The sequence below is a fragment of the Flavobacterium sp. T50_26 genome (assembly GCF_057652995.1).
The window spans coordinates 30,924-55,662 of record NZ_JBYFCC010000003.1 but is presented as its reverse complement, the minus strand read 5'-3'; the positions used below and the strand labels follow the sequence as shown (position 1 = coordinate 55,662).

Sequence of the window (24,739 nt, the reverse complement as noted above, 5' to 3'; positions counted from 1 at the left end):
GAAATAAAAAATAAAAGCCTTTTGCGAAAGATGGCAGAAGGCTTTTGAAACTAACTTTAACTAACTCACTAACTTATTTTTTGAAATATAATTTAAAGGTTGAACCTTTTCCAATTTCTGATTCTAATTCAATTCGACCATCTAATTTGTGAATCATTTTCTGAACGGTTGATAATCCAATTCCGGTTCCAATATTATCAAATCGGTCTTTTTTTCCTAAGGTTGTGAAGAATGAAAAGACTTTTTCAAAATCAGATTCAGCGATTCCGATACCATTATCTTTTATTGAAAGTAAAATTTCAGATTTTAATTCGGTTAACTCAATTTCAATTTTGACCTTTTCTTTATCATTATATTTAATACTGTTGCTGATTAAATTTGAAATAATTTGTTCCATCGCCATTTTATTCGAATAGAATTCAATTGAATAATACGAAGGCAAAGTAATTTCATATTCATTTTTAGAATCAAGCATCGAAATTATTTTATTAAATAAGGAATTCCAATCGATAGCTTCTTTTTCAGCTGTGTTGATTGTATCACTTTTGTAATAAATTAAAATAGCATCCACAAAATTTTTCAATTCTAATGATGATTTTGAAATGTATTCCAAATATTCGTTTCCGGCTTCATCAATTACATTTCCGTATTCGTCTTGAAATAAATTAGTTAGCGAAATAATATTGTTAAGAGGCGATTTTATATCATGTGAAACAACTCTCGCAAATTGTTCTAATTCATTATATTTTGATAATAAACTAGCATTATTTTCTTCTAACTGAGTATTTTTTTTGCGTAATTCTAATAATTGAATAACTTGATTAGCTAATTTTTCTAACGCATTTAACTGAAAATCATTTAATTTTTTTGGTTCAAGATCATATACACATAAACTTCCTAATGTATGTCCGTCCGGATCAATTAATAAAACACCTGCATAAAATGAAATTTTTGGATCTCCAACAACATATGGATTATTGGTGAAAACAATATTTTCATTCATGTTTTGAACTTCGATAGATTTCAAATCATTGTTCATCATGTAGGTGCAAAAAGCATCTTCTCGCGGAACTTCGATTGTATCAAAACCTATTTTAGACTTAAACCATTGTCTGTCTTTGTCCATTAATGTTATTGCAGAAATTGGCACCTGACATATTTGTGAAGCCAATTCGGCAATATCATCAAAATCTTTCTCGGGTTGGGTATCTAAAACGGAATAGCTTTTCAAAGCAGCTACTCGCAGACTTTCGTCTGTTTGCGAAATTAGTTCATTCATAATTTGTGTATTAAGGTCATATTGGAGCTATGATTTACGTAAAAATACAAGGTATGGTTTTAAAATTAATCTATGGACGTTTTTTTTAACATAGTAAATGATTTTTTGTTTTTTATTAAGTAATACAAGCGATTGTTTTGCAGATTTAGTGATGGGATACAATTTAAAAAAAAAATCATCTAAATTCTTTCTTAATAATAATCAATTTGTGATATTTGTCATACATAAATTTATATGCCATGTTAGTTAAAGTATTCGGAAGTGCCGTTTTCGGTGTAGAAGCCACCACAATTACAGTAGAAGTAAATATTGATAAAGGAGTGGGCTACCACTTGGTCGGATTGCCCGATAATGCCATAAAAGAGAGCAGTTACCGCATTGCTGCCGCTCTAAAAAATAACGGGTATTCTTTGCCTGTTAAAAAAATAACCATCAATATGGCTCCGGCCGATTTGCGAAAAGAAGGTTCCGCCTATGATTTAACACTGGCTGTTGGAATTCTGGTTGCTACAGGTCAAATTAAGGCTGAAGAATTAAGTCAGTATGTCATTATGGGCGAACTTTCATTAGATGGAGGTTTGCAACCCATAAAAGGAGCTCTATCGATTGCCATTAAAGCGAAAGAAGAAGGTTTTAAAGGATTTATTCTTCCCATTCAAAATGTAAAAGAAGCTGCTATTGTAGAGGGTTTGGATGTGTATGGTGTTGAAAACGTACTTCAAGTCATCGATTTTTTTGAAGGAAGAGGTGATTTGCAACCCACTGTAATTGATACTCAAACCGAATTTTCTCGCACATTAGAATTTCCTGAATTTGATTTTTCGGATGTAAAAGGTCAGGAAGGAATTAAACGTTGTATGGAAATTGCCGCCGCCGGAGGTCATAACATCATTCTAATTGGTCCGCCGGGTTCAGGAAAAACGATGCTAGCCAAACGAATGCCTAGCATCTTGCCACCAATGACAATGAAAGAAGCGTTAGAAACTACTAAAATTCATTCGGTTGCCGGAAAAATTAAAGATGCAGGTTTGATGAGTCAGCGACCGTTCAGAAGTCCACATCATACGGCTTCTTCGGTTTCTTTGGTTGGTGGTGGAAGTTATCCACAGCCGGGCGAAATTTCATTAGCTCACAATGGTGTTTTATTTTTGGATGAATTGCCCGAGTTTAAACGTGAAGTTTTGGAGGTGATGCGTCAACCGTTGGAAGATAGAGAAGTAACCATTTCAAGGGCAAAGTTTACAATTACTTATCCTTCGTCGTTTATGTTGGTTGCGAGTATGAACCCAAGTCCGGGTGGTTATTTTAATGATCCGAATGCTCCGGTAAGTTCTTCTCCGGCAGAAATGCAACGATATTTGAGTAAAATTTCAGGTCCGCTTTTGGATAGAATTGATATACATATTGAAGTAAATCCCGTTCCGTTTGAAAAATTAACCGAAACCAGAAAAGCAGAAAGTAGTGTTGAAATTAGAAAACGAGTGACTTCTGCCAGAGAAATTCAGTCTAATCGATTTGAAAATTTTGAAAATCTCCATTACAATGCTCAAATGGGAAGCAAACACATTCGTGAATATTGTGTGTTGGATGACGCTTCGCTGAGTTTACTCAAAACGGCGATGGAACGTTTGAATTTATCCGCACGAGCGTATGACCGAATATTGAAAGTGGCACGAACCATTGCTGATTTGGAAGCTGCAGAAAACATCAAACCGAATCATATTGCTGAGGCGATTCAATATCGAAGTTTAGATCGAGAGGGTTGGTTGGGGTGATCAATATCAATATCAAAAATCAATATCAAAAATCAATAGCAAAAATCAATAGCAAAAAACAATGTCAATAGCACAATCAATATTCCCTGTGCTTCAACACTAACTTGCCTCCGACTTCAGTCGGAGGAATAAAAAATCCAAAATCATAATTATATGCCTTATCTAAAAATATACATCCATTTTGTCTGGTGCACAAAAAACAGATATCCATTTCTAAACACAATTGAATCAAGACAGTTGGTTTGGAATCATATCAAAGAAAATGCAAAACAAAAAGGAATTCATTTTGATTTTGTGAATGGTTATGAAGATCATTGTCATTGTTTGATTTCATTGGGAATTAATCAAAGTGTTGAGAAGGTTATGCAATTAATTAAAGGTGAATCTTCGTATTGGATTAACCAAAACCCTGATTTATTTCCGAATTTGAGAGGGAAAAGATTTGAATGGCAAAGTGAATTTTTTGCATTATCAGTTTCTGAATCTATTTTGAAGCGAGTTAGAAATTATATCAAAAATCAAGAAAGTCATCATTCTAAAAAAACATTTGGTGAGGAATATGATAAGATTAGAGGGGTTTTTGAAAATGGATTTACGGCATCATCCGACTGAAGTCGGAATAAAGTTAGTGCTGTCGAAAAGAGTGGGTTGTTTTTTCTTCATCCGACTGAAGTCGGATGTAATTTAGTGCTGTTGCACGAGGATGATTTATACCACAAACTCATAATACCTCGCTCCAACCAAAACCTGATTTTCTTTTTCAATTGAAGCTAAAACAAATTCATTTTTTGGTTCTACAACTGAATAATGTAATTCTTTTTTATGCAGTTTTTCGTATGTTTCAAAATCAATAGGATGATTATTTTCTAGGGTTTCAAAGAGATGAATTTTAGAAATGACTGATTTCCAGTTTTCGCAAACAGTAGCTTCAAAAACTTTTGATTTGGAACCGCTTCCATACGCAATAAAACCAACTTTTTTATTTTCTAAAGCTGTATTTTGCTTAGCGTGATAGCATAAGTTGGAAAGTAAACCAAGAAAAATAGAACCGGTGTAAATATTGCCAACTTGTCCGGAAGCAATTTCTGAAGGGTAAATCTTTTGGTTGATGAGTTCCAAATATTCCGGACTTTTGGTCAATGCTTTTAGTTTGTCTTTTTCTGTTTCGCCGATTTGATTAGTAAGTAATTCCGGATTTTCATTGGCGAAAATTTCAATAAAAGTTCGTCTTCCTTGAAAACAGTAGGGTAGATGCATCAAAATGGAAGACCAATTTTCGTAGACTTTTCCGGATTGCTGACTTTCTTTTTTAAAATGAGTGTAGGCTTCCGTAATTCGATTGATGTAACATTGATTAGAATAGTGTCCGTCAAAAACCGGTTGTTCTTTGTAGATGGAAATTTCATTTTCTAAAACACCAAACCATTCCGGATTTTCCGATGAATTTGTTATGTCTGATTTAGAAAAAGTTCTTCTGGGTTTAAAAAAGTCAAAAACACCTTCTGTGGAAACGCCAACTTCATCGGAAAAAGTTAGAATTCTTGGATTTGAAGTAATCAAAATAGCAATAGCACCGGCACCTTGCGTATATTCTCCGCTTGATTCTAAATCATATTTCGCATTATCGGAAGCAATGACAATCGCTTTTTTGGTCGGATTTAGTCGAATATAATCAAGACAATTTTGCAATGCATCTACACCGCCAATACAAGCGAAAGTTAAATCGACCACATCACAATTTCGAAAAGAACCTTCGCCTAATTTACTTTCCAATAAAGATAAAACATAAGAAGCGATCGGTTTTGAACTATCCACACCACTTTCTGAACCAACATAGATTCGGGCAATTTCAGATGGATTGGTATTTTCCTGTTGAATCAGTTTTAAACCCGCATTGGCAGCAAAAGTAACTACATCCTGATGCTTATCGGGAAAACTCATTTTGTGTAAACCTAACCCTTTTATGAGTTTTTCCGATTCAATATTTCTCTTGTTTGCAAGGGTTGAAATAGGTAAGTGTATTTTAGGAATATCAAAGGAAATACTATCGATGCCAACGTTCATTTTAAGAAGATTTATGAACAGCAAATTTATAAAAGTGGTGTTCAAAATGAATTGAACATTTCATAAAAATTCCCTTTTTTAAAGCGAATTATGAATGTTTTAAAAAAGGGAACTTATATTTTTAAAAAAGAAGATTTTTTATTCAATTACTGAATTTAATTCAATTCTGCAAACGTGTCACCTTGTTTGATGTCGCCGGTTTTAAATCCTTTTCCAAACCATTTTGCTCTTTGCTCAGAAGTTCCGTGCGTAAATGAATCAGGTACAACATGACCTTGCATTTTCTTTTGAATGGCATCATCTCCAACTGCTTGAGCGGCACTCAATGCTTCTTCGATATCACCTTCTTCTAAATATTTACTGTTGTAATGTGTCCACAGTCCTGCATAAAAATCGGCTTGTAATTCTAACGAAACCGATAATTTATTGGCTTCAGTTTTACTCATGTTTTGTTGTAATTGCCTAACTTTTCCTGAAGTACCTAATAAAGTTTGCACGTGATGACCCACTTCATGAGCAATTACATAGGCAATAGCATAATCGCCACCTTTTGCTCCAAATCGTGTTTGAAGTTCATCAAAAAAATCTAAATCCATATAAATTTTATGATCTCCCGGACAATAAAATGGCCCTGAAGCAGAGGTTGCTCCACCACAAGCCGATTGCACAGAACCACGAAATAATACCATTCCGGCTTCTTTGTAAGTCATTCCGTTTTCTTTAAAAATTCGATGCCAAACATCTTCGGTATCTGCCAAAACGGTGGATGCAAATTGTCCCATTTTTTCATCCTCTGCACTCAGTGGTTGTGCAGGAGCTTCTGTTGATTGTTGCTGTTGTAATTGTTCTAATATTGGAGCAATATTTTGGGCACCTTCGCCTCCAAAAAGATTGATGAGTAGTAAAACGATACCGATTAATCCACCACCAGCAACTACTTTTCCGGTGGTTCCCATTCCTCTTCGGTCTTCAACATTTTTGCTTTGTCTTCTGCCTTCCCATTTCATATAAAAAAATTATTTATTGGTTTATAGTATTATAAAAGTATAAAAATATTTTACTTTTTTAACCACTTTGAAACAATTTCTTCTAAACTTCCTTTTATGATTGGTTTGGAGATGTAATCATTCATTCCTATTTCTAGACATTTTTCTTTTTCACCAATTACTGTTCCGGCTGTAAGTGCTATGATTGGAAGTATTTTACCACTTTCTAATTTTCTAATTTCTGCAGTTGCTTCATAACCATTCATGACTGGCATTTGAATATCCATAAAAATTATATCAATTGAAGTTTCCTGAACTTGTTCTAGTGCTTCCAATCCATTTGAAACAGTAATTATCTTTGCGTTTGGAAGAATCTTTTTTAGTAATGTTTTGGCTAATAATGAATTAATGTTGTTGTCTTCCACAATTAAAACAGTTGCTTCAATTTGATTTTCATAGACAAATTCTCCATCCACAACAATGTTTTTTGGAAATTCGATAGATTCTTTACTGGAAGTTTGCAAATCGATATCAAAATAGAATGTACTGCCTTTTTCAGGAATACTTTCTAATTCTAATTTGCTGTTCATTAATCCTAACAATTTGTTAGAGATACTTAGACCTAAACCGGTTCCGCCGTATTGTCTGGTTGTAGAACTGTCTTCTTGCGAAAAAGCTTCAAAAATTTTGGATTGATTTTCGCGTCTAATTCCAATTCCTGTATCAATTACAGAAAATCGAATTCGTGTTTGATGTGTATCTATTTTATCAACTACAGTAATTTTTAATTTTACTTTTCCTTTGGAAGTAAATTTAACAGCATTGCCCAACAAGTTGATTAAGATTTGTTTTAGTCTGATTGGATCTATCCAAACAGTGACTGGAACGTCGTTGTTAATATGTAAATCGATGTCTAATTTTTTCTGAATTGCATCAAATTTTATAGTATCAATTACTTCTGAAGCAATGTCTGCTATTTTAGTTTCTTCGATAGTTAATTCTAAATTACCGGATTCAATTTTAGAAAAATCTAAAATATCATTAATTACGCCCATCAATGATTTTGCCGATTGATTAACGGTTTTCATATATTTTAATTGAGCTTTTTCTAAATTAGAATTCATCAACAAATCGGTAAAACCAATAATTCCGTTGAGTGGAGTTCTAATTTCATGACTCATATTGGCCAAAAATTCCGACTTAGCTTTGTTAGCTGCAACAGCCATTTCTTTTTCTTTAATGGCGGCTTCTTGCAATTTTCTTTCGGTTATATCGATAAAAATACCTTCAATAAATTCAATTTGATTGTCTTTAATGATTACATCGCCAAATTCTTCTACCCAAACTATGTTGCCATTTTTATGAATAATTCTGTAGATAAAATGAATTTTTTGTCCGTTTTCTAAGGCATATTTTTGATCATTGATTACTCTTTGAGCGTCTTCCGGATGAAGAATGTCTGAATAATAAACTTTGTTAGATAAAAAATCTTCTTTTGGATATCCTGTTAATTTTTCAATTTCGTTGTTCAGGTAAATTTTTGTGAATTTAGAATCGTATTTTGAAAGATAGATTGTTCCGGGAATATTATCAGCTAAAAGTCTGAAACGTTCTTCGCTATCGTTAATGATGTTTTCATTGACATTTCTTTCTAAAGAGGAAGAAATATTATTTACCAATGTTTGAAGGATGTTTGTTTCATCTTCTGTCCAAATTCTTTCCGTTTTGCAATCATCAAAACCTAACGCACCCACTAATTTATTTTTAACAATTATTGGAAAAATCAAAACTGATAGAATGTTTTGCGATTTTAAAAGTTCTTTATGATCACTTTCGAAAATGTTTTTGACTAATTTATTATAAATTTTATTTGATTTTAAAGGAATAACAATGTCCAGAAATACTTCGTAGGGAACGTTCTGCAAATCAGGATTGTCAATTTGAGGCTCTATATTTTCGTTTACCCATTCATACTTTTGAGAGATTAACCTCTTTTCTTCGTTCGCTTCAAAAAAATAAACTCTGTCTGCTTTAGTTGCCTTACCAAGTGTTTTTAGGATGTCATTGAAAATGACATGAATATCTTTGTTTGAAAGAATTTTTTCAGAAATTTTGGTAATAGCTGTTAAAATATCACTTTTATATTTAAGATTATCTTCAATAGATCTTCTTTTTAGTGTTTCAATTGCCAGTGAAATAATTTCTGAGACAGATCTGGTAAAATTAATGTCTTCATTGTCCCAGTATCTTAAATTATCAATGGCTTCAAAACAAATGATACCGTATAATTTTCCATCAATAAAAACCGGATAATCTAATAATGATTTTACATTATTGTCTTTAAAATAATTATCTATAAACTCAGAAGTTTCCTTTTGACGTTTTACATCAGAAGCAATTATCATTTGCTCTTTTTCAATAGATTCAAAATAAATCGGAAAATCTTTCTTCTTAATAATTAAATGATTGGAATGTTTAAGATCTTTGAGTTCGAATAAATTTAGACATTCAATTCTTTCTGAGAAATAATTCCAAAAACTAATTCGTTGAATTCCGGAAGCTTTAGAAACATTTTCAAAAATTACTTTTAAAATAGGTGTAATGCTTTCAAAATTTGCAAAACTTGTAGTAGATAACTTTGTTAATGCATTATTGTATTTTTTAATTTTGTCTTGACGCTGGTTTCTTTCAATTTCTAAATTCCTTATTAAAGTGATATCTCTTGCAATTCCCGAATAACCTATGATTTCACCTACGTCATTTCTTTTGACAGTTACTTTTTGAGAAATCCAGACTTCCTCACCACTTTTTTTCAAAATTGGAAATTCTAAAAGTCTTGAAATTCCGGTTTGTTTTAGTTCTTCTGTATAATACAAAACGAGTTGCTCACGATAATCTTCTCGAATTAATTGGCCAAAATATAGTTCCATCAATTCGTTTAAATCATATTCTAATAATTCACAGGAAAATGAATTGATAAAAGTAAATTTTCCGTCATAGTCTGTTTCAAAAATTAGATCTGTAGCTGTTTCTACAAGATTTTTATATCTATTTTCGATGTTAATTTGCTCTGTTACATCAATTCCAATTCCAACAAATAAATCTTCACCAAATTCTTTATCAACCCATTGAATAAATTTGTATTGGCCGTCTTTGCATTTGAGTTTTCTTTTGTAAACGCGATCGAGTTGATAATCTTCGTGATATTCTTCGCCAACAAATTCAGGGTCTTCCGTTAATTTCCAGAAACCCATTCCTAAAACTTCATCAACATCATAACCTAAAATTTCTGTGATGTTTTCACTACAATATGTTAATTCACCATTCTTTTTTGTGGCAATAACAAGCGAATTTCCTTTGTTTACAATTTCATTGGCAAACAAAAATTTGTCTCTGGTATTAAGGATTGAATTATGCCTAACATAGTTTAAAATTACAATTAACAAGAAACTGATTATGCAAATTACACCAATTTCAAACACTAATTTACCTGTAATTAATAAGGTTAGAAAAATGACAAATAATGAACTAACAAAAATCCAATAGTGTTTAATTTTTTTAAAAACGTTGTATGAAAAAAAGATTAAAATTAATAAGGCTGAAAATGTTATTAATTCCATCGGATCGTAGTAAACTAGATTATTTAATACAATTGATAAGTAAATTAGATAAAATAAAATAAAAAGTTGGGGTAATAAATTGAACAAAAAACTACTTTTTTTACTTAAAAAATAAATTCCCATGAAAACAGCACCAAAAACTAAATTTGATATTACCATAGGTTTATTTCTCAATTCAAATACAAAAAGCACAATTTCGATAAAAGGAATTATGATTGAAAGAGATAAAAAATATTTTTGATATTCTATTTTAGAAAATTCTGTTTCTGAAAAATCTTTAACAAATGTTTTGTTATAAGCTGCATTTCTTTTAAAAACCAAAAAGGAAATGGTTAGTAAAAAAAGTACAAAAACAATGACAAAAAGCCAATCTCTGCTTAAAGAAGGTGTGGTAAGATTTTGAAAATAAGGAACTTTAAAAGCAAAACTTATTGTTGCTAAATCGGTTTGTAAAGTTGTATAATTTAAAAATGGTAAGAACCATAATTTAATTAGTAGGGGCATTTTGTGGTATTTGGATAAGTCTGGTTAAATAATGGATAAAAATAACAATATTATTTAATTTTCAATGTGATTTAAGTTTTTTAATCATTTACTTTATCAACACAAATTATTTTTTAATCATTATTTTTGAAGCATAAAAGAATAAATGCGTTTAAACTCAATAATAAAATACACATTTAAGTGGACAACTTTAGCCTTGATTGTTGGAATCCTCTCGGGAATGGCTTCTGCATTATTTTTATTTAGTTTAGAATTTGTAACCAATTTCAGAGAAATAAATAAAGAAATTATTTGGTTTTTGCCTTTTGGCGGACTAATAATTGGTTATGGTTATTATTTTTATGGTAAGGATGTTGTTAAAGGTAACAATTTAATTTTAGAAGAATATTCTAAACCACAAAAAATAATACCTTTTCGAATGGCTCCAATGGTGCTTTTAGGAACTTTAATCACACATCTTTTTGGTGGCTCTGCCGGACGTGAAGGTACAGCTATTCAAATGAGTGCCAGTATTTCTGATCAATTCACTAAGTGGTTTACTTTAGATTCTGAAGACAGAAAAATCATTTTAATCTGCGGAATAAGTGCCGGTTTTGCTTCCGTTTTCGGAACACCATTAGCCGGAGCAATTTTTGCCATTGAAGTTCTTTATTTTAGCAAAATTAATTACAAAAGTATTTTTCCGTCTTTTTTGGTAGCTTATATTGCATATTTCACTGTTGAATTCTTACCCATTCATCACACACATTACAGTATTCCATTTGTTCCAAGCATAACATTAGAAGCAGTATTTTGGGCCTTTTTGGTTGGAATTCCTTTCGGATTTGCCGCTATGTTATTTTCAAGAACAACACTTTGGTGGGGGAAAATATTTTCAAAATATATAACTTTTCCGCCACTTCGTCCTTTTGTGGGTGGGATTATTATTGCAGTTGCCGTTTTTTTTATAGGAACTACCAAATTCATCGGATTAGGAATTCCTACCATTGTAAATTCGTTTGAAACAGAGCAATTAATGTATGTTTTTCTATTGAAAATTTTATTCACCGGATTCACATTAGGTTGCGGTTTTAAAGGTGGAGAAGTTACTCCTCTGTTTTTTATTGGAGCAACGTTAGGAAGTTTTCTTTCACTTTATGTACCGTTACCAACAGCACTTTTGGCAGGAATGGGGTTTGTAGCCGTTTTTTCCGGAGCAACTCATACGCCGATTGCTTGTTCAGTGATGGGAATGGAATTATTTGGAGTAGAAGGAGGACTGTTCATCGGAATCGCCTGTTTTGTCGCGTATTTATTTTCTGGGATGACCGGGATTTATGCAACCCAGATTGTTGGAGGTGTAAAAGGAAATCTTTATAAAAAATTCAAAAAATCTACATTTGAAAACTTATAATTTTCTGCTATTTTTTCGTTATTAACAGAAAAAAAGTAACTTCGCATCCTATGGAAGAAAATCAAATTATCGAAGCCAAAAAACTGCTTCTCGGATCTAAAAAAATTGCTATTATTCCGCATCGAAATCCAGATGGAGATGCCATGGGTTCTACGTTGGCTTTATATCATTTCTTAAAAAAATTGAATCATCAACCAATTGTTATTTCGCCAAATGAATTTCCGGATTTTCTAGCTTGGTTACCTGGTTCTGCAGATGTTTTGATTTATGAAAGAGATAGAAACACAACAAAGAATAGTCTTGAACAAGCCGAATTAATTTTTACATTAGATTTTAATGCCTTGCATCGAACGGGAGAAATGGAGAATGTTTTAAAAACTCTTCAAGCTCCTTTTATAATGATTGATCATCATCAAGCACCTGATTCGTATGCCAAAGTTACATTTTCCGACACAAACTATGGTTCAACTTGCGAAATGATTTATGATTTTATTGAAGCTGTAAGTGATGTTAATTTAATTGATAAAACAATTGCTACCTGTATTTACACTGGTATTGTCACAGATTCCGGTTCGTTTAAATTTCCTAAAACCACTGGAAAAACTCATAGAATTGTTGCTAATTTGATTGATTTGGGAATAGAAAATACAGAAATTCACAATCTGCTTTTTAGTAATACTTCGTATGAGAGTTTACAGCTATTAGGAAAAGCTCTTCAAAACATGCAAATTATTAAAGAACATAAAACATCCTACATTACATTAACGCAAGAAGAATTAGACCGTTTTCATTATAAAAAAGGGGATACGGAAGGAATTGTGAATTACGGATTATCTATCAAAGATGTTATCTTTACAGCCATTTTTATTGAAAATAAAGAGGAAGGAATCATCAAAATATCATTGCGTTCGTTAGGCGATTTTGATGTGAATCAATTGTCAAGAGAGCATTTTAACGGTGGTGGACACAACAATGCTGCCGGAGGAAAATCGATGTTATCAATGTCGGAAACAATCAAAAAATTTGAAAATGTTGTAAAAAACCATCCCAATTTAAAATTCTAATGAAATTAAAAATTTTTAACATATTACTTTTTTTTGGCATGTTATTCGCTATCGGATGTCAAGAACATAAAGCAAGAAAGCCAATTCAACAGTCTTCAGGGAGTTTTATGAAGGAATCGGTTGTTCGCAATAAAAAGCTAATAGCCAGTGAAGAAAAATTGATAGATTCCATTATAAAAAGTAATCCAAGCAAAAAATATATAGCCTCTAAAAAGGGATATTGGTACACGTATGAAATTAAAAATGAGATCGATACACTCAGGCCAAAAAGGGGAGATGTTGCTTTTTTTGAGTATGATATTAATGATTTGAAAGGAAATGTAATTTATACCGCTCTTGAACTTCGTCCACAAGATTATTTAGTTGATAAAGAAGAGATTATGATTGGATTGAGAGACGGTATCAAATTAATGCGTAAAAATGAAAAAGTAACGTTTTTGTTTCCATCGCACATTGCTTATGGTTATTTGGGTGATAAAAACAGAATTGGGCCAAATGTTCCAATAATGTGTACCGTAACTTTAAACGATTTTGCAAAAGAAAGTGATTTAAAAAAGAGTAAAAAAGAAAATAATTTAAACAATCAATAAACAAGTAAAATAAGAAAATGAAAAAATTAAGATTTCTGTTTTTAAGTATAACCACTTCATTACTTTTAGTATCCTGTGGAAATGATTATGATCATTTGGGTGATGGAATTTTTGCAGTTATTAAAACCCCAAAAGGTGAAATTGTAACACAACTAGAATACGAAAAAACACCAATAACGGTAGCCAATTTTGTGTCGCTTGCAGAAGGAACTAACGAGCATGTAACTGATAAAGCTAAAAAAGGAAAACCATTTTATGATGGTTTAACGTTTCACAGAGTGGAAGCAAATTTTATGATTCAAGGTGGCGATCCTGCCGGAAATGGTAGTGGTGGACCTGGTTATAATTTTATGGATGAAATTACTGAATTATCACATGATGGTCCCGGAATTTTATCGATGGCAAATGCCGGTCCTGGAACAAACGGGTCACAATTTTTTATCACACATGTGGAAACCAAATTTTTAGATGGCAGACATACTGTTTTTGGAAAAGTGAAAGAAGGTCAAGAAGTTGTAAATGCAATTGTGGCTTCAGATGTAATTGAATCAATCAAAATTGTACGAAACGGTGAAGCAGCCAAAAAATTTGATGCTGTAAAAGTTTTCAATGACAGATTAAAAGTAGAAGCTGAAAACAGAAAAGTAGCAGAAGAAAAAGCAGCGGCTCAAAAAGCAGAGTTTTTAGCTCAATTTAAAGATGTAATTGATGCTAAATTGCTCTTTTTTGAAGAACAGAAAAAAGTAGCTCAAAAAACATCAAATGGATTGCAGTATTCTATTTACGAAAAAGGTACTGGAAAAAAACCTGCTGCAGGATCAACGGTTTATGTTCATTATTCAGGTTATTTTGAGAGTGGAGAATTATTTGATTCCAGCCACGAAGATGTTTCAAAAGCGTTTGGAAAATTCAATCAACAAAAGGCAGATGCTAAAGCTTATGTTCCTTTTCCTTTTCAATATGGTAATAAAACAGGTTTAATACCAGGGTTTTTAGAAGGTTTAGAAAAAATGAATTTTGGCGACAAAGCTTTCTTATTTATTCCTTCTCATTTAGGTTATGGAGAAGCAGGTGCAGGCGGAGTTATTCCTCCAAACACCAATTTAATTTTTGAATTACAACTTTTAGAAAATTTACCAAATCAATAATTATAAGTTATGAAAAAATTAGTTTCAATTTTATTACTAACCTTTTCCTTGAGCACATTTGCTCAAAAGGAAAATGGACTTTATGCTGAAATTCAAACCTTAAAAGGTAAAATACTTCTTAAATTAGAATTTGAAAAAACGCCAATAACAGTTGCAAATTTTGTATCACTAGCAGAAGGAAAAAATACTGAAGTAACCGAAAATCTTAAAGGGAAACCTTATTTTGATGGCTTAAAGTTTCACCGTGTTATTGCTAATTTTATGATTCAAGGTGGTGACCCAACCGGAACAGGAACAAGTGGACCTGGTTATAAATTTGCTGATGAAATTACAGATTTAAAACACGACAGACCAGGAATTCTCTCGATGGCAAACGCCGGAAAAGGAACAAACGGCTCTCAATTTTTTATCACGCACCTTCCAACACCGCATTTAGATGGAAAACACACAGTTTTTGGTAGTGTGGTTGAAGGTCAAGACGTGGTGAATGCCATTGCTCAAAATGATGTGATGGATAAAGTAACCATTATTAGAGTAGGTGATGCAGCCAAGAAATTTGATGCTCCAAAAGTTTTTGCAGGCAGACTAGCTGCTGAAGAAGCATTGAAAAAGAAAAGAGAAGAAGATTTGAAATTGGAAAAAGTAAAATTTAATGAGTATGTAAAAAAGACTTTCCCAAAAGCAACGATTCTTCCTTCCGGATTAGCATATGTTATGGAGAGCGAAGGAACTGGGCCAAAAGCTACTGCCGGAAATAATGTTTCTGTGCATTACATTGGTGAACTATCTGATGGAAAGAAATTTGACAGCTCTTATGATCGAAGCCAACCCATCGACTTCAAACTGGGTAACCGAATGGTTATTCCTGGTTGGGAAGAAGGTATTGCTCTTTTAAATGTAGGAGCAAAAGCTAAATTAATCATACCGTATTGGTTAGCCTATGGAGAAGAGGGAAGACCTCCAGTGATTCCTGCTAAAGCCACCTTGATTTTTACAACAGAATTGGTTAATATAAAATAAAAAAAACAAAAAAGCCAAAGTTTAATAAAAACTTTGGCTTTTTTGCTTAATAAATTTTAAAATATTCGTAATTAGTTAAAATTTCATTAACTTTATTCGGAATTTGATAATTAATTATCTGCATGAATAAAGTAAAGGTTTTAACAGGTGTTTTGCTTATTGTTGCTTTAATCGAAGTAATTGCAGAATATTTTAGACTCTTGCCACTGATATATATCTTCAAACCATTGATATCTGTAGTTTTGATGGTTTTGTATTGGTATAGTTCTCCTAAAAGAGATATACTATTTTTTCTTACTATAATTACGTCTTTAATTACCAATGTACTTTTTATTCCCAACGATCTTAAATTAATTTTTATAGGTTTGATTGTTTTTGGGTTTCATCGGTTAATTAATATCTTCTATATTCTTAAAGTAATGAGAACAAAGGATTTTATTCCGGTTGTGCTTGGATCGGTTCCTTTTTTAATTATTTTTTTCTACATTTTTTTTGATACTGATTTACTTTCAAAAGAAGTATACTATATAATGATTGTTCATAATAGTTTAATTTCTCTATTAGGAGGCATAGCTTTGTCTCATTATGTCATGAATGATAGTACTAGAAGTTCATGGTTATTGATTTGTGTTTTGTCTTTTGTAACCTTGCATTTTATCATATTTATTGAAAAATTTTATATACAGTTACAAATTTTTAGACCTATTGCCATGAGTTTGAATGCATTTGCTTATTACGCCTTTTATAAGTTTATTTTGATAATAGAAAAATCAAATTCTAATTAGTTTCTTTGCACTTTAATAAAAAATTCATGAAGGAATATCTACTTAACAGGTATTTTAAAATAGGATCTTCTGTTTTTATATTGATAGTTTTTCTATTGATAATTGTTGCGTTTTTTGAATTTAAAACAATTGAGTATGTTTTGAAATCAATTAGTATACCTGTTTTGATGGTGCTTTATGTTACTACTTCTAAAAAAAGAAACAAATCATATTTAGTTGCTCTTTTATGTGCGTCTATTTCTAATATTTTATTTATTTCTACTGAGGCAGATTTATTAAATTATGGCTTAATTGCTTTTTTAGTTTATAGAATTATTACAATTATTTTGGTAATCAAAGCATCTGCAAAACTCTCCTTTTTTACAGTAGGAATCGGAAGTGTATTTTTTCTTTTTCCATTGCTTTATTTTATTGTACTTACACAAAATTCACTTGGGCAAAGTTTTTTTGCAGCGGTTATAAACGTAATCTTAATTTCAATTCTAGGTGGTTTGTCTTTATCAAATTACTTAATGGAAGAAGGTTTTAAACATACTTGGTTGTTAATCAGTACTTTTTTGTACACAATTATTGTTTTTTTGTTTATAATTCAGAAGTATTACATATTCATTCCTATTTTTCAACCAATTCGTGTTTTAGTTTTGATGTCGGCTCATTATTTTTTTTATCTTTATATTTTAATGGCTGAAAAACAAATAAATAAATAAACAATAAAGTAATTTTTTTTGAAAACAGATAACATATTAATTTTACCCTTAACAGGCTTATTTTTTTTAGTTGTAAGTGTTTTGGCTTTTGGGGTTTATTTTGATAATGAAAGCATCATTCTTCCTGCCAGAATTACTGGGGTTTTGCTTATCTTCTTAATATATTATTTTAGTTCTTTCAAAAAAAACAAACTCTATTTATCTTCACTTTTATTTTCGTTGCTATCTATTTTATTTTTATTCATGAAATCAAATGCCGGTATTTTATCAGCAACACTTTTCTTTTTGATTTTTGAGATATTAACCACCAGAATTGTAATTAAAAACACAAAAAAAGTTAATTTTATACCTGTTGCTTTAGGTTTCTTACCGTTTTTATCAATTTTATTTTACCTGATATTTCTAACCTATTCTTCATTAGGAATAAATTATGTACCTTCCATTCTAAATGCTTTTATTATATCATTTTTAGGAGGTTTGGCTGTTTCAAATTTTGTTTTAGAAGAAGATAATATGAAAAACATTTGGCTACTTATAAGCACTCTGTTATTTACTTTGTTGATTTTTGTTTTTATGATTGAACGGTATTACTTATCGGTTCAAGTTTTTAAACCAATCAGAACCATTTGCTTTTTTGGAGGACATTATCTTTTTATGCGGTATTTATTGCTTTCTGAGCATCAAACAATAATCGATTTACCTTGCGAAATTACCGAAGAATCGGTTTCAAAATAAAAATCTATTCGACCTAAATTAATACCATAACATCCTACCTGATTTACCAAAACATCTTTGTTGTCAAGATTTTTCAGAATCGTTGGCTTGTCTAAAAAAGTATGTGTATGACCTCCTATAATCAAATCGATGTCGCGTGTTAAAGTAGCTAATTTTGTATCACTAATTTTCTCAGGATCATTTTTGTAGGCATAACCTAAATGTGAGAGACAAATAATTAGGTCGCATTTTTCATCATGCTTTAATTTTTTTACAATATCAGTAGAAATTTCTACCGGATTGTTATAAACAGTTTCTTTATACATTTTTTTATCAACCAAACCGGCCAATTCAACTCCTAATCCAAAAACACCTACTTTGATTCCGTTTTTGTGAAAGACTTTGTATGGTTTTACAAAAGGATGCATCTCCGTGTTTTTAAAATCATAGTTGGCTGATAAAATATCAAACTTTGCATGTGGCATATGAGCAGCCAAACCTTCAATTCCATTGTCAAATTCATGGTTGCCAATTGTTGTGGCTTCGTAACCCATTTTCGACATTAATTTGAATTCCAATTCGCCGCCATAATAATTATAATATGGTGTGCCTTGAAAACTATCGCCGGCATCCAACAACAAAACATTCGGATTTTCTTGTTTAATTTTTTCAATAAGAACGGCTCTTTTTACAACTCCGCCCATATTCGGGTTTTTGGGGTGATCTGCCGGAAATGGATCAATATGACTGTGCACATCGTTTGTGTGCAAAATAGTTAATTGTTTTGTCTTGGGTTGACTGTAACCTGTTAGTGGTAAACCTCCCAAACCAACTAATGTTGTGCCGGCAACCGTATTTTTTATAAAATCTCTTCTTTTCATAGGATTAGTTTTGGTCAACAATAATTCTTGGTATTGCTGAAGCTTCTATAACATCAACTGCTTTAAAATAATCAATTAAAATATTTCTTATCTTATAATCTAAATCAAAAAGCTGGGTGTGTTTTAAAAAGAAATTCATGTTATCACCACCATTTACCAAATAGTCGGATGTAGCTACGTAATAAATCTTATCCAATTCCAATTCTTTTCCATTTACGGAAACCGATCTAAAAGTTTTATTTTTATCTAACGTAATTTGTATTCCGCTTAACGGATGTGGTTTTTTTTCGGCAATCAAATACTCAACCATTTCAATAATTTGACTTCCTTTTAATGCAGCAACAACCATATTATTTTCAAATGGCATCACTTCAAAAGCTGTGCGAGTTGTTACATTCCCTTTCGGGATGATGGAGCGAATTCCGCCATGATTCAACAAACAAATATTAACTGTTTTTCCATATCTTTTATTGAAAATTTTATTGCTTTCGCTCAAACAAACATCAGCCATAAAATTACCAATATTGGTTTGCCATTCTCCCTTGCTTTTATCCAACGTTTCCGGGCAAAAAGCCAACACACTGTCTAAGTCTTTATTGATGTGATCGCGATATGGTTTGATAAAGTTTTCAATTTCAACGTTTTTAGAAGTTGTGTCTGATACACCAATTTGTTTTCCTTCAATTTTTACAATTTCATAATTGGATTTACATCCGAAAAAAAACAACGAAAATGTTATAAATAACACAAAATGTTTACTTGTAACGGTATAGTTTTTTAGTTTTAGCATCAAAAAACGACTTTATTTCTATAATTTTGTAATCCAAGCAAAGCTACAATGTTTTTAAAATATTTTAGAACTTTTTCTGCTAAAAGAGTATTAAAAAAAAGTTCACTTAATGTAAATTCTCCTGTTTCAAACAAGCCAATTCAGACCGTTGGTGTTTTGGTTGATGAAACAGTTTTTGATAAAAAAGAGGCTTTAATTCAGCTTTTAATATTGAATGGAATCAAACCTGAAAACATTTCAGTTTTGGCTTATAAAACAAAATATAAAAAGAAAGAAAATATAAGTTATCCGCATTACAGCAAAAAAGATGTAACTTGGTTAGGAACCATTGAGAACAAAGAAGCCAAAGAATTCAAATCGAAGCAATTTGATTTATTAATAAGTTATTACGATCAAAAGAAAACTGCTTTGCAAATTGTAACACATAAATCATTGGCAGATTTTAAAGTAGGATTTGCTTCTTCTGATAAACGTCTTAATCATTTTATGATTGATACAGAGGTTGAAAATTACACTGTTTTTGTAGATGAATTATTCAAATACCTAAGAATACTTAACAAACTATAATTATGCAATCACTTATTGGAACAGGAGTTGCCCTAATCACTCCGTTCAGAAAAGATTTATCTGTTGATACAGAAGCTTTAACCAAAATTGTTCATTATCAAATTGATAACGGAATTGATTATTTAGTGGTTTTGGGAACAACTGCAGAAACCGCTACATTAACATCAGAAGAAAAAGAATTGGTAATAAGCACAGTTATTAAAGCAAATAATAAAAAATTACCACTTGTTTTAGGTGTTGGAGGAAACAACACGCAGCAAGTTGTGGAAGAACTAAAAACCAGAGATTTATCAGATTTTACAGCCGTTCTTTCCGTTTCACCCTATTATAACAAACCTACTCAAGAAGGTATTTACCAACATTTTAAAGCTATTGCTGAGGCTTCACCAATTCCGATAATTTTATATAATGTTCCAGGCAGAACAGCCAGTAATATGCTACCTACAACTGTTTTACGATTAGCTAATGAATTCAAAAACATTGTAGCAATTAAAGAAGCAGCCGGTGACATTGTGCAGGCTATGAAATTAATTCAACACAAACCAGACGGCTTTTTAGTAATTTCGGGAGATGATATGGTTACCTTACCAATGGTTTTAGCCGGAGGAGCAGGAGTTATTTCTGTAATTGGCGAAGGTTTTCCAAAACAATTTTCATCAATGGTTCGTTTGGGATTAGATAAAAAAGTGGATGAAGCCTATCAAATTCATTATCAAGTAGCCGATGCAATTGATATGATTTTTGAACAAGGAAACCCTGCCGGAATTAAAGAAATTTTTCATGTTTTAGGATTGTGTGAAAACACGTTAAGACTTCCTTTGGTTAATGTTAACGAAGACTTAGCAAACAGAATTCGTCAAACTGTCAAAAAAATTGTAAATTAGCGGTTGATTAATAAATTACAAAAAATTAGAAAATTATGTTATCAGCAAATGTATTAGCAGCATTAAATAGTCAGATTAAAATGGAAGGTGATTCTTCTCAAGTATATTTAGCCATGGCATCATGGGCAGAAGTGCAAGGTTTTGAAGGTATTTCTACCTTTATGTACAATCAATCCGATGAAGAAAGAATGCACATGCTAAAATTAATAAAATATGTAAACCAACGTGGTGGAGAAGCCAAAGTAGGAGCAACCCTAGAGCCAAATTTAGATTTATCGCATTACAAAGCTCTTTTTAAACAATTGTTAGAGCATGAAATTAAAGTTTCAGAAAGTATAAATAATTTGGTTGGAATAACGCTTGACGAAAGAGATTTTGCAACACACAATTTCTTGCAATGGTATGTGGCAGAGCAAATTGAAGAAGAAGCAACAGCTCGTTATATCTTAGATAAAATCAATTTAATTGGCGATGACAAAGGTGGATTGTATCTTTTTGATAATGAAATGAAAAACTTTGTCAGCCCAATGGCTCCGGCAAAATAATAACTATGTTAATCTAAATATAAAAGATGCGATTTATAACGCATCTTTTTGTTTTTTTACACAGTTTTAAGACTATAAAAAAAATGTTTTGTAGTCTGCAATTATTAACTAAATTTGCAGTCCGGTTTTCGTGATAAAATTTCTCGAAAATTTGCATATAAAATTCGCCTAATGAATAAATTATATTTTGTTTTTCTTGTTGCTATACTAATAAGTTCATGCAGTCCATATCAAAAAGCATTGAAAAGTGAAGATATTGGAGTTAAATATGCTGCAGCTGAAGAAAAATATAATGCCGGAAAATATCAAAAAGCCATTCGTTTGTTCGAACAAATTGCTCCTTCCTATAGAGGAAAACCTCAGGCAGAAAAAATGTTTTATATGTATGCACAAAGTTTATACAAAACAGAACAGTTTTATACAGCCGGTTATCAATTTGAAAGTTTTGCCTCGGGTTATCCTAAAAGTGAAAAAGTGGAAGAAGCTGCTTTTTTAGGGGCATTATGTTATTCTAAATTATCTCCTAGATATTCTTTAGATCAAATTGACACAGACAAATCAATTGAAAAAATGCAAGGATTTATTGATGCATACCCTGATTCACAATATCTTCCGGAAGCAAACAAAATCGTGAAAGATTTGCGTGAAAAATTAGAGTTCAAAGCATTTGAAATAGCAAAACAATATCACACAATCGCAGAAGCAATACGAGATTTTAGAGCTCCAATCGTTGCTTTAGATAATTTTATTGCTGATTATCCTGGAACTCCATACAGAGAAGATGCTTTTTATTATAAAATTGAAGCAAGCTATAAATATGCCATTAATAGTGTGGATTCTAAAGTAAAAATGCGATTAGAAGAAACATTAGATAATTATGATAAATTTTTGAAGCAGTTTCCTGAGTCCAAATACAAAGAAAAAGCAGATAATATTAAAGAAGACGTTAATAAACTTTTACAACAATATTCAAAATAAATATAGTCATGGATTTAAAAAAGACGAATGCTCCTGTTAACACGATTACTTATGATAAGAGAGCTATTGAGCAAACCACTGGTAACGTGTACGAAGCGATAACTATCATCGCTAAAAGAGCAAATCAAATTAATTCTGAAATTAAAAAAGAATTAATTGAAAAATTGGAAGAGTTTGCTACTTATAACGATAGTTTAGAAGAGATTTTTGAAAACAAAGAACAAATTGAAGTTTCAAAATTCTACGAGAAATTACCTAAACCACATGCTTTAGCAGTACAAGAGTGGTTAGAAGGAAAAATTTACCACAGAGATACTACAAAATAAGAACCACATGTCAGTTTTAAAAGGGAAAAAAATACTACTGGGCGTTACCGGTGGAATTGCTGCCTATAAAACTGCTTCATTGGTTAGACTTTTTATAAAAGCAGGTGCTCAAGTGCAAGTTGTCATGACACCTGCTTCTAAAGATTTTGTTACACCTTTAACATTATCTACGCTTTCTAAAAATCCCGTTTTTTCCGAGTTTTATAACGAAGAAGATGAAAATGCGTTGTGGAATAATCATGTTGAATTAGGTCTTTGGGCAGATTTGATGATTATTGCTCCCGCAACCGCAAATACACTAGCTAAAATGGCGAATGGCAATTGCGATAACTTGCTCATGGCAACGTATTTATCTGCAAAATGTCCTGTCTATTTTGCTCCGGCTATGGATTTAGATATGTATAAACATCCTACTTCAATTGATAATTTTCATAAACTTCAATTGTTTGGAAATATCATGATTCCCGCCGAATCAGGAGAATTAGCCAGCGGACTTTCAGGCGAAGGCAGAATGGCTGAACCTGAGAATATTATCTCCTTTTTAGAAAATGATATTTTACAAAAATTACCCCTAAAAGGAAAAAAAATATTAATTACTGCCGGTCCCACATACGAAGCAATAGATCCTGTGCGTTTTATAGGAAATCATTCTTCCGGGAAAATGGGTTTTGATATCGCAAATCAAGCTGTTCAACTTGGTGCAGAGGTTATTTTAATCTCGGGGCCAACGCATTTGAATGTAACTAATTCTGTAATTAATGTAATTAGAGTGCAATCTGCAGAAGAAATGTATGAGCAATGTCATTTGTATTTTGATTCTGTTGATATAGCGATAGCCGCCGCCGCAGTAGCAGATTATAAACCAAAAGTAGTTGCTAATCAGAAAATTAAAAAATCTGAAAACAATTTTTCAATCGAATTGGAAAAAACAAAAGATATTTTAGCATCGTTGGGAGCAATAAAGAAACACCAGTTTTTAGTTGGTTTTGCTTTAGAAACAGAAAATGAAATTGAACATGCTAAATTGAAAATTCAGAAAAAAAACTTAGATTTGATAGTTTTAAATTCGTTGAATGATAAAGGAGCCGGTTTTGGAAAGGAAACGAATAAGGTAACATTTATTGACAAATCATTTCAAATTGAACCCATGCCACTCAAATCAAAAGAAGAAGTTGCAAAAGATATTTTGAATAAAATAATACAACAAAATTATGCATAAATTAGTCGTTTTTGTTTTTCTATTTGCGTTGAGTTTCACGCAAGCACAAGAATTAAATTGCAGTGTAAAAGTTAATTCTGAACGAATTACATCTACCAATCAACAAATCTTTAAAACACTTGAAACGTCATTAAACGAGTTCGTAAATAAAAACAAATGGAGCACTCGTGAATTTAAAAGCAATGAACGAATCGATTGTTCTATGTTTATTAATGTCTCAGAATTTGATAATAATGTTTTTACAGCTACCATTCAAGTTCAAGCTTCAAGACCAGTTTTTAACTCAATGTATAGTACTCCAATACTAAATGTAAACGATAAAGACTTTACTTTTAGATACATAGAATTTGAAAATTTATTTTTCAATCCAAATAGTTTTGATTCCAATTTAGTTTCCGTAGTGTCCTTTTATGCCTACATGATTTTGGCAATGGATGCCGATTCTTTTGAACCTCAAGGCGGAAATGAATATTTAGAAATTGCTCAAAACATTGTAAGCGTTTCACAGTCCGGCGGAAAAGGGTGGTCGCAGTCAGATGGTTTACAAAACAGATTTTTCTTAGTAAACGATATGTTGTCCAGTACTTTCGACCCAATTCGATTAGGTTTTTATGAATATCACTCGCAAGGCTTAGATTTAATGGCTGATGATTTACCAACAGGAAAAGAAGGCGTAAAAAATGCTATCTTAACATTATCAAAAATTCATTCTGTTCGACCTAATTCATATCTAACGCGAGTATTTTTTGATACAAAATCAGATGAAATTTTATCTGTCTTTTCAGGCGGACCATCAATTCAAATTACAGATTTAGTTGATAATTTGAACCGCGTTTCACCCTTGAATGCGTCAAATTGGTCTAAGATGAAGTTTTAATAACTTTGTCGATATAATCTTAA

23 protein-coding genes are annotated in these 24,739 nt (G+C 31.6%); 17 read left to right on the top strand and 6 right to left on the bottom strand.

What is annotated here, in order from left to right; genetic code table 11:
* Positions 1–73 precede the first annotated feature (73 nt).
* Positions 74–1,279, bottom strand: coding sequence for a GAF domain-containing sensor histidine kinase (locus AC23MC_RS02460; protein ID WP_487566846.1), 1,206 nt, complete (start codon positions 1,277–1,279; stop codon positions 74–76).
* 239 nt (positions 1,280–1,518) lie between these two features.
* Here AC23MC_RS02460 and AC23MC_RS02455 point away from each other — a divergent pair, with 239 nt between their 5' ends.
* On the top strand, positions 1,519–3,054 hold the full coding sequence (locus AC23MC_RS02455; RefSeq protein WP_487566845.1) for a YifB family Mg chelatase-like AAA ATPase: 1,536 nt from the start codon (positions 1,519–1,521) through the stop codon (positions 3,052–3,054).
* A gap of 153 nt (positions 3,055–3,207) precedes the next feature.
* Positions 3,208–3,666, top strand: a complete 459-nt coding sequence (gene tnpA / locus AC23MC_RS02450) for an IS200/IS605 family transposase (RefSeq protein ID WP_487566844.1) — start codon at positions 3,208–3,210, stop codon at positions 3,664–3,666.
* Positions 3,667–3,762: 96 nt separating this feature from the next.
* Here the strand turns inward: tnpA and AC23MC_RS02445 are convergent, their stop codons facing one another.
* The 3 genes from AC23MC_RS02445 to AC23MC_RS02435 form a co-directional block, all read right to left on the bottom strand.
* Entirely contained in the window at positions 3,763–5,118 is a 1,356-nt protein-coding gene (locus AC23MC_RS02445) for a hydroxymethylglutaryl-CoA synthase family protein (RefSeq protein WP_487566843.1), read from the bottom strand.
* Positions 5,119–5,273: 155 nt separating this feature from the next.
* Entirely contained in the window at positions 5,274–6,125 is an 852-nt protein-coding gene (gene ypfJ / locus AC23MC_RS02440) for a KPN_02809 family neutral zinc metallopeptidase (protein WP_487566842.1), read from the bottom strand.
* A 50-nt stretch (positions 6,126–6,175) separates the two neighbouring features.
* Positions 6,176–10,228: a PAS domain S-box protein gene (locus AC23MC_RS02435; protein ID WP_487566841.1), complete on the bottom strand. Its 4,053-nt coding sequence runs from the start codon at positions 10,226–10,228 to the stop codon at positions 6,176–6,178.
* Positions 10,229–10,373: 145 nt separating this feature from the next.
* On the opposite strand from AC23MC_RS02435, the gene AC23MC_RS02430 reads away from it, so the two are divergent.
* From AC23MC_RS02430 to AC23MC_RS02395, 8 genes are all read left to right on the top strand, one after another.
* Complete coding sequence (locus AC23MC_RS02430; protein WP_487566840.1) at positions 10,374–11,621, top strand: voltage-gated chloride channel family protein; 1,248 nt, start codon at positions 10,374–10,376, stop codon at positions 11,619–11,621.
* Between the two features lie 50 nt (positions 11,622–11,671).
* Positions 11,672–12,685: a DHH family phosphoesterase gene (locus AC23MC_RS02425; RefSeq protein ID WP_487566839.1), complete on the top strand. Its 1,014-nt coding sequence runs from the start codon at positions 11,672–11,674 to the stop codon at positions 12,683–12,685.
* Entirely contained in the window at positions 12,685–13,275 is a 591-nt protein-coding gene (gene gldI, locus AC23MC_RS02420) for a gliding motility-associated peptidyl-prolyl isomerase GldI (RefSeq protein WP_487566838.1), read from the top strand. Before AC23MC_RS02425 ends, gldI begins: the two co-directional genes overlap by 1 nt.
* Before the next feature lie 17 nt (positions 13,276–13,292).
* Positions 13,293–14,423, top strand: a complete 1,131-nt coding sequence (locus tag AC23MC_RS02415; protein ID WP_487566837.1) for a peptidylprolyl isomerase — start codon at positions 13,293–13,295, stop codon at positions 14,421–14,423.
* A 9-nt stretch (positions 14,424–14,432) separates the two neighbouring features.
* Entirely contained in the window at positions 14,433–15,443 is a 1,011-nt protein-coding gene (locus tag AC23MC_RS02410; protein ID WP_487566836.1) for a peptidylprolyl isomerase, read from the top strand.
* Between the two features lie 122 nt (positions 15,444–15,565).
* Positions 15,566–16,228, top strand: a complete 663-nt coding sequence (locus AC23MC_RS02405; protein ID WP_487566835.1) for a lysoplasmalogenase family protein — start codon at positions 15,566–15,568, stop codon at positions 16,226–16,228.
* Between the two features lie 140 nt (positions 16,229–16,368).
* A complete protein-coding gene (locus AC23MC_RS02400; protein WP_487566834.1) occupies positions 16,369–16,935 on the top strand; it encodes a hypothetical protein in 567 nt (188 codons plus the stop codon).
* A gap of 18 nt (positions 16,936–16,953) precedes the next feature.
* Positions 16,954–17,670 carry a hypothetical protein gene (locus AC23MC_RS02395; protein WP_487566833.1) on the top strand — a complete coding sequence of 239 codons (717 nt, stop codon included), beginning with the start codon at positions 16,954–16,956 and terminating at the stop codon, positions 17,668–17,670.
* Here the strand turns inward: AC23MC_RS02395 and AC23MC_RS02390 are convergent.
* Together AC23MC_RS02390 and AC23MC_RS02385 are read right to left on the bottom strand one after the other, a co-directional pair.
* Positions 17,616–18,530, bottom strand: coding sequence for a bifunctional metallophosphatase/5'-nucleotidase (locus AC23MC_RS02390; RefSeq protein ID WP_487566832.1), 915 nt, complete (start codon positions 18,528–18,530; stop codon positions 17,616–17,618). The genes AC23MC_RS02395 and AC23MC_RS02390 overlap by 55 nt on opposite strands.
* 4 nt (positions 18,531–18,534) lie before the next feature.
* Entirely contained in the window at positions 18,535–19,320 is a 786-nt protein-coding gene (locus AC23MC_RS02385) for a 5'-nucleotidase C-terminal domain-containing protein (protein WP_487566831.1), read from the bottom strand.
* A gap of 48 nt (positions 19,321–19,368) precedes the next feature.
* Here AC23MC_RS02385 and AC23MC_RS02380 point away from each other — a divergent pair, with 48 nt between their 5' ends.
* The 7 genes from AC23MC_RS02380 (at position 19,369) to porD (ending at position 24,716) form a co-directional block, all read left to right on the top strand.
* A complete protein-coding gene (locus AC23MC_RS02380; RefSeq protein ID WP_487566830.1) occupies positions 19,369–19,887 on the top strand; it encodes a DUF6913 domain-containing protein in 519 nt (172 codons plus the stop codon).
* 2 nt (positions 19,888–19,889) lie between these two features.
* Positions 19,890–20,771 carry a 4-hydroxy-tetrahydrodipicolinate synthase gene (gene dapA, locus AC23MC_RS02375; protein WP_487566829.1) on the top strand — a complete coding sequence of 294 codons (882 nt, stop codon included), beginning with the start codon at positions 19,890–19,892 and terminating at the stop codon, positions 20,769–20,771.
* 35 nt (positions 20,772–20,806) lie between these two features.
* Positions 20,807–21,316, top strand: a complete 510-nt coding sequence (locus AC23MC_RS02370; protein WP_487566828.1) for a ferritin — start codon at positions 20,807–20,809, stop codon at positions 21,314–21,316.
* 171 nt (positions 21,317–21,487) lie between these two features.
* Positions 21,488–22,294, top strand: a complete 807-nt coding sequence (locus AC23MC_RS02365) for an outer membrane protein assembly factor BamD (protein WP_487566827.1) — start codon at positions 21,488–21,490, stop codon at positions 22,292–22,294.
* 8 nt (positions 22,295–22,302) lie between these two features.
* The gene (locus AC23MC_RS02360; protein WP_112085507.1) at positions 22,303–22,620 is read left to right on the top strand and encodes a DNA-directed RNA polymerase subunit omega; all 318 of its coding nucleotides are present in this window, start codon (positions 22,303–22,305) and stop codon (positions 22,618–22,620) included.
* 7 nt (positions 22,621–22,627) lie between these two features.
* On the top strand, positions 22,628–23,839 hold the full coding sequence (gene coaBC, locus AC23MC_RS02355; protein ID WP_487566826.1) for a bifunctional phosphopantothenoylcysteine decarboxylase/phosphopantothenate--cysteine ligase CoaBC: 1,212 nt from the start codon (positions 22,628–22,630) through the stop codon (positions 23,837–23,839).
* Positions 23,832–24,716 (top strand): type IX secretion system protein PorD, encoded by an 885-nt coding sequence (gene porD / locus AC23MC_RS02350; protein WP_487566825.1) that lies wholly within the window; start codon positions 23,832–23,834, stop codon positions 24,714–24,716. Before coaBC ends, porD begins: the two co-directional genes overlap by 8 nt.
* The last annotated feature ends 23 nt before the right edge of the window (positions 24,717–24,739 follow it).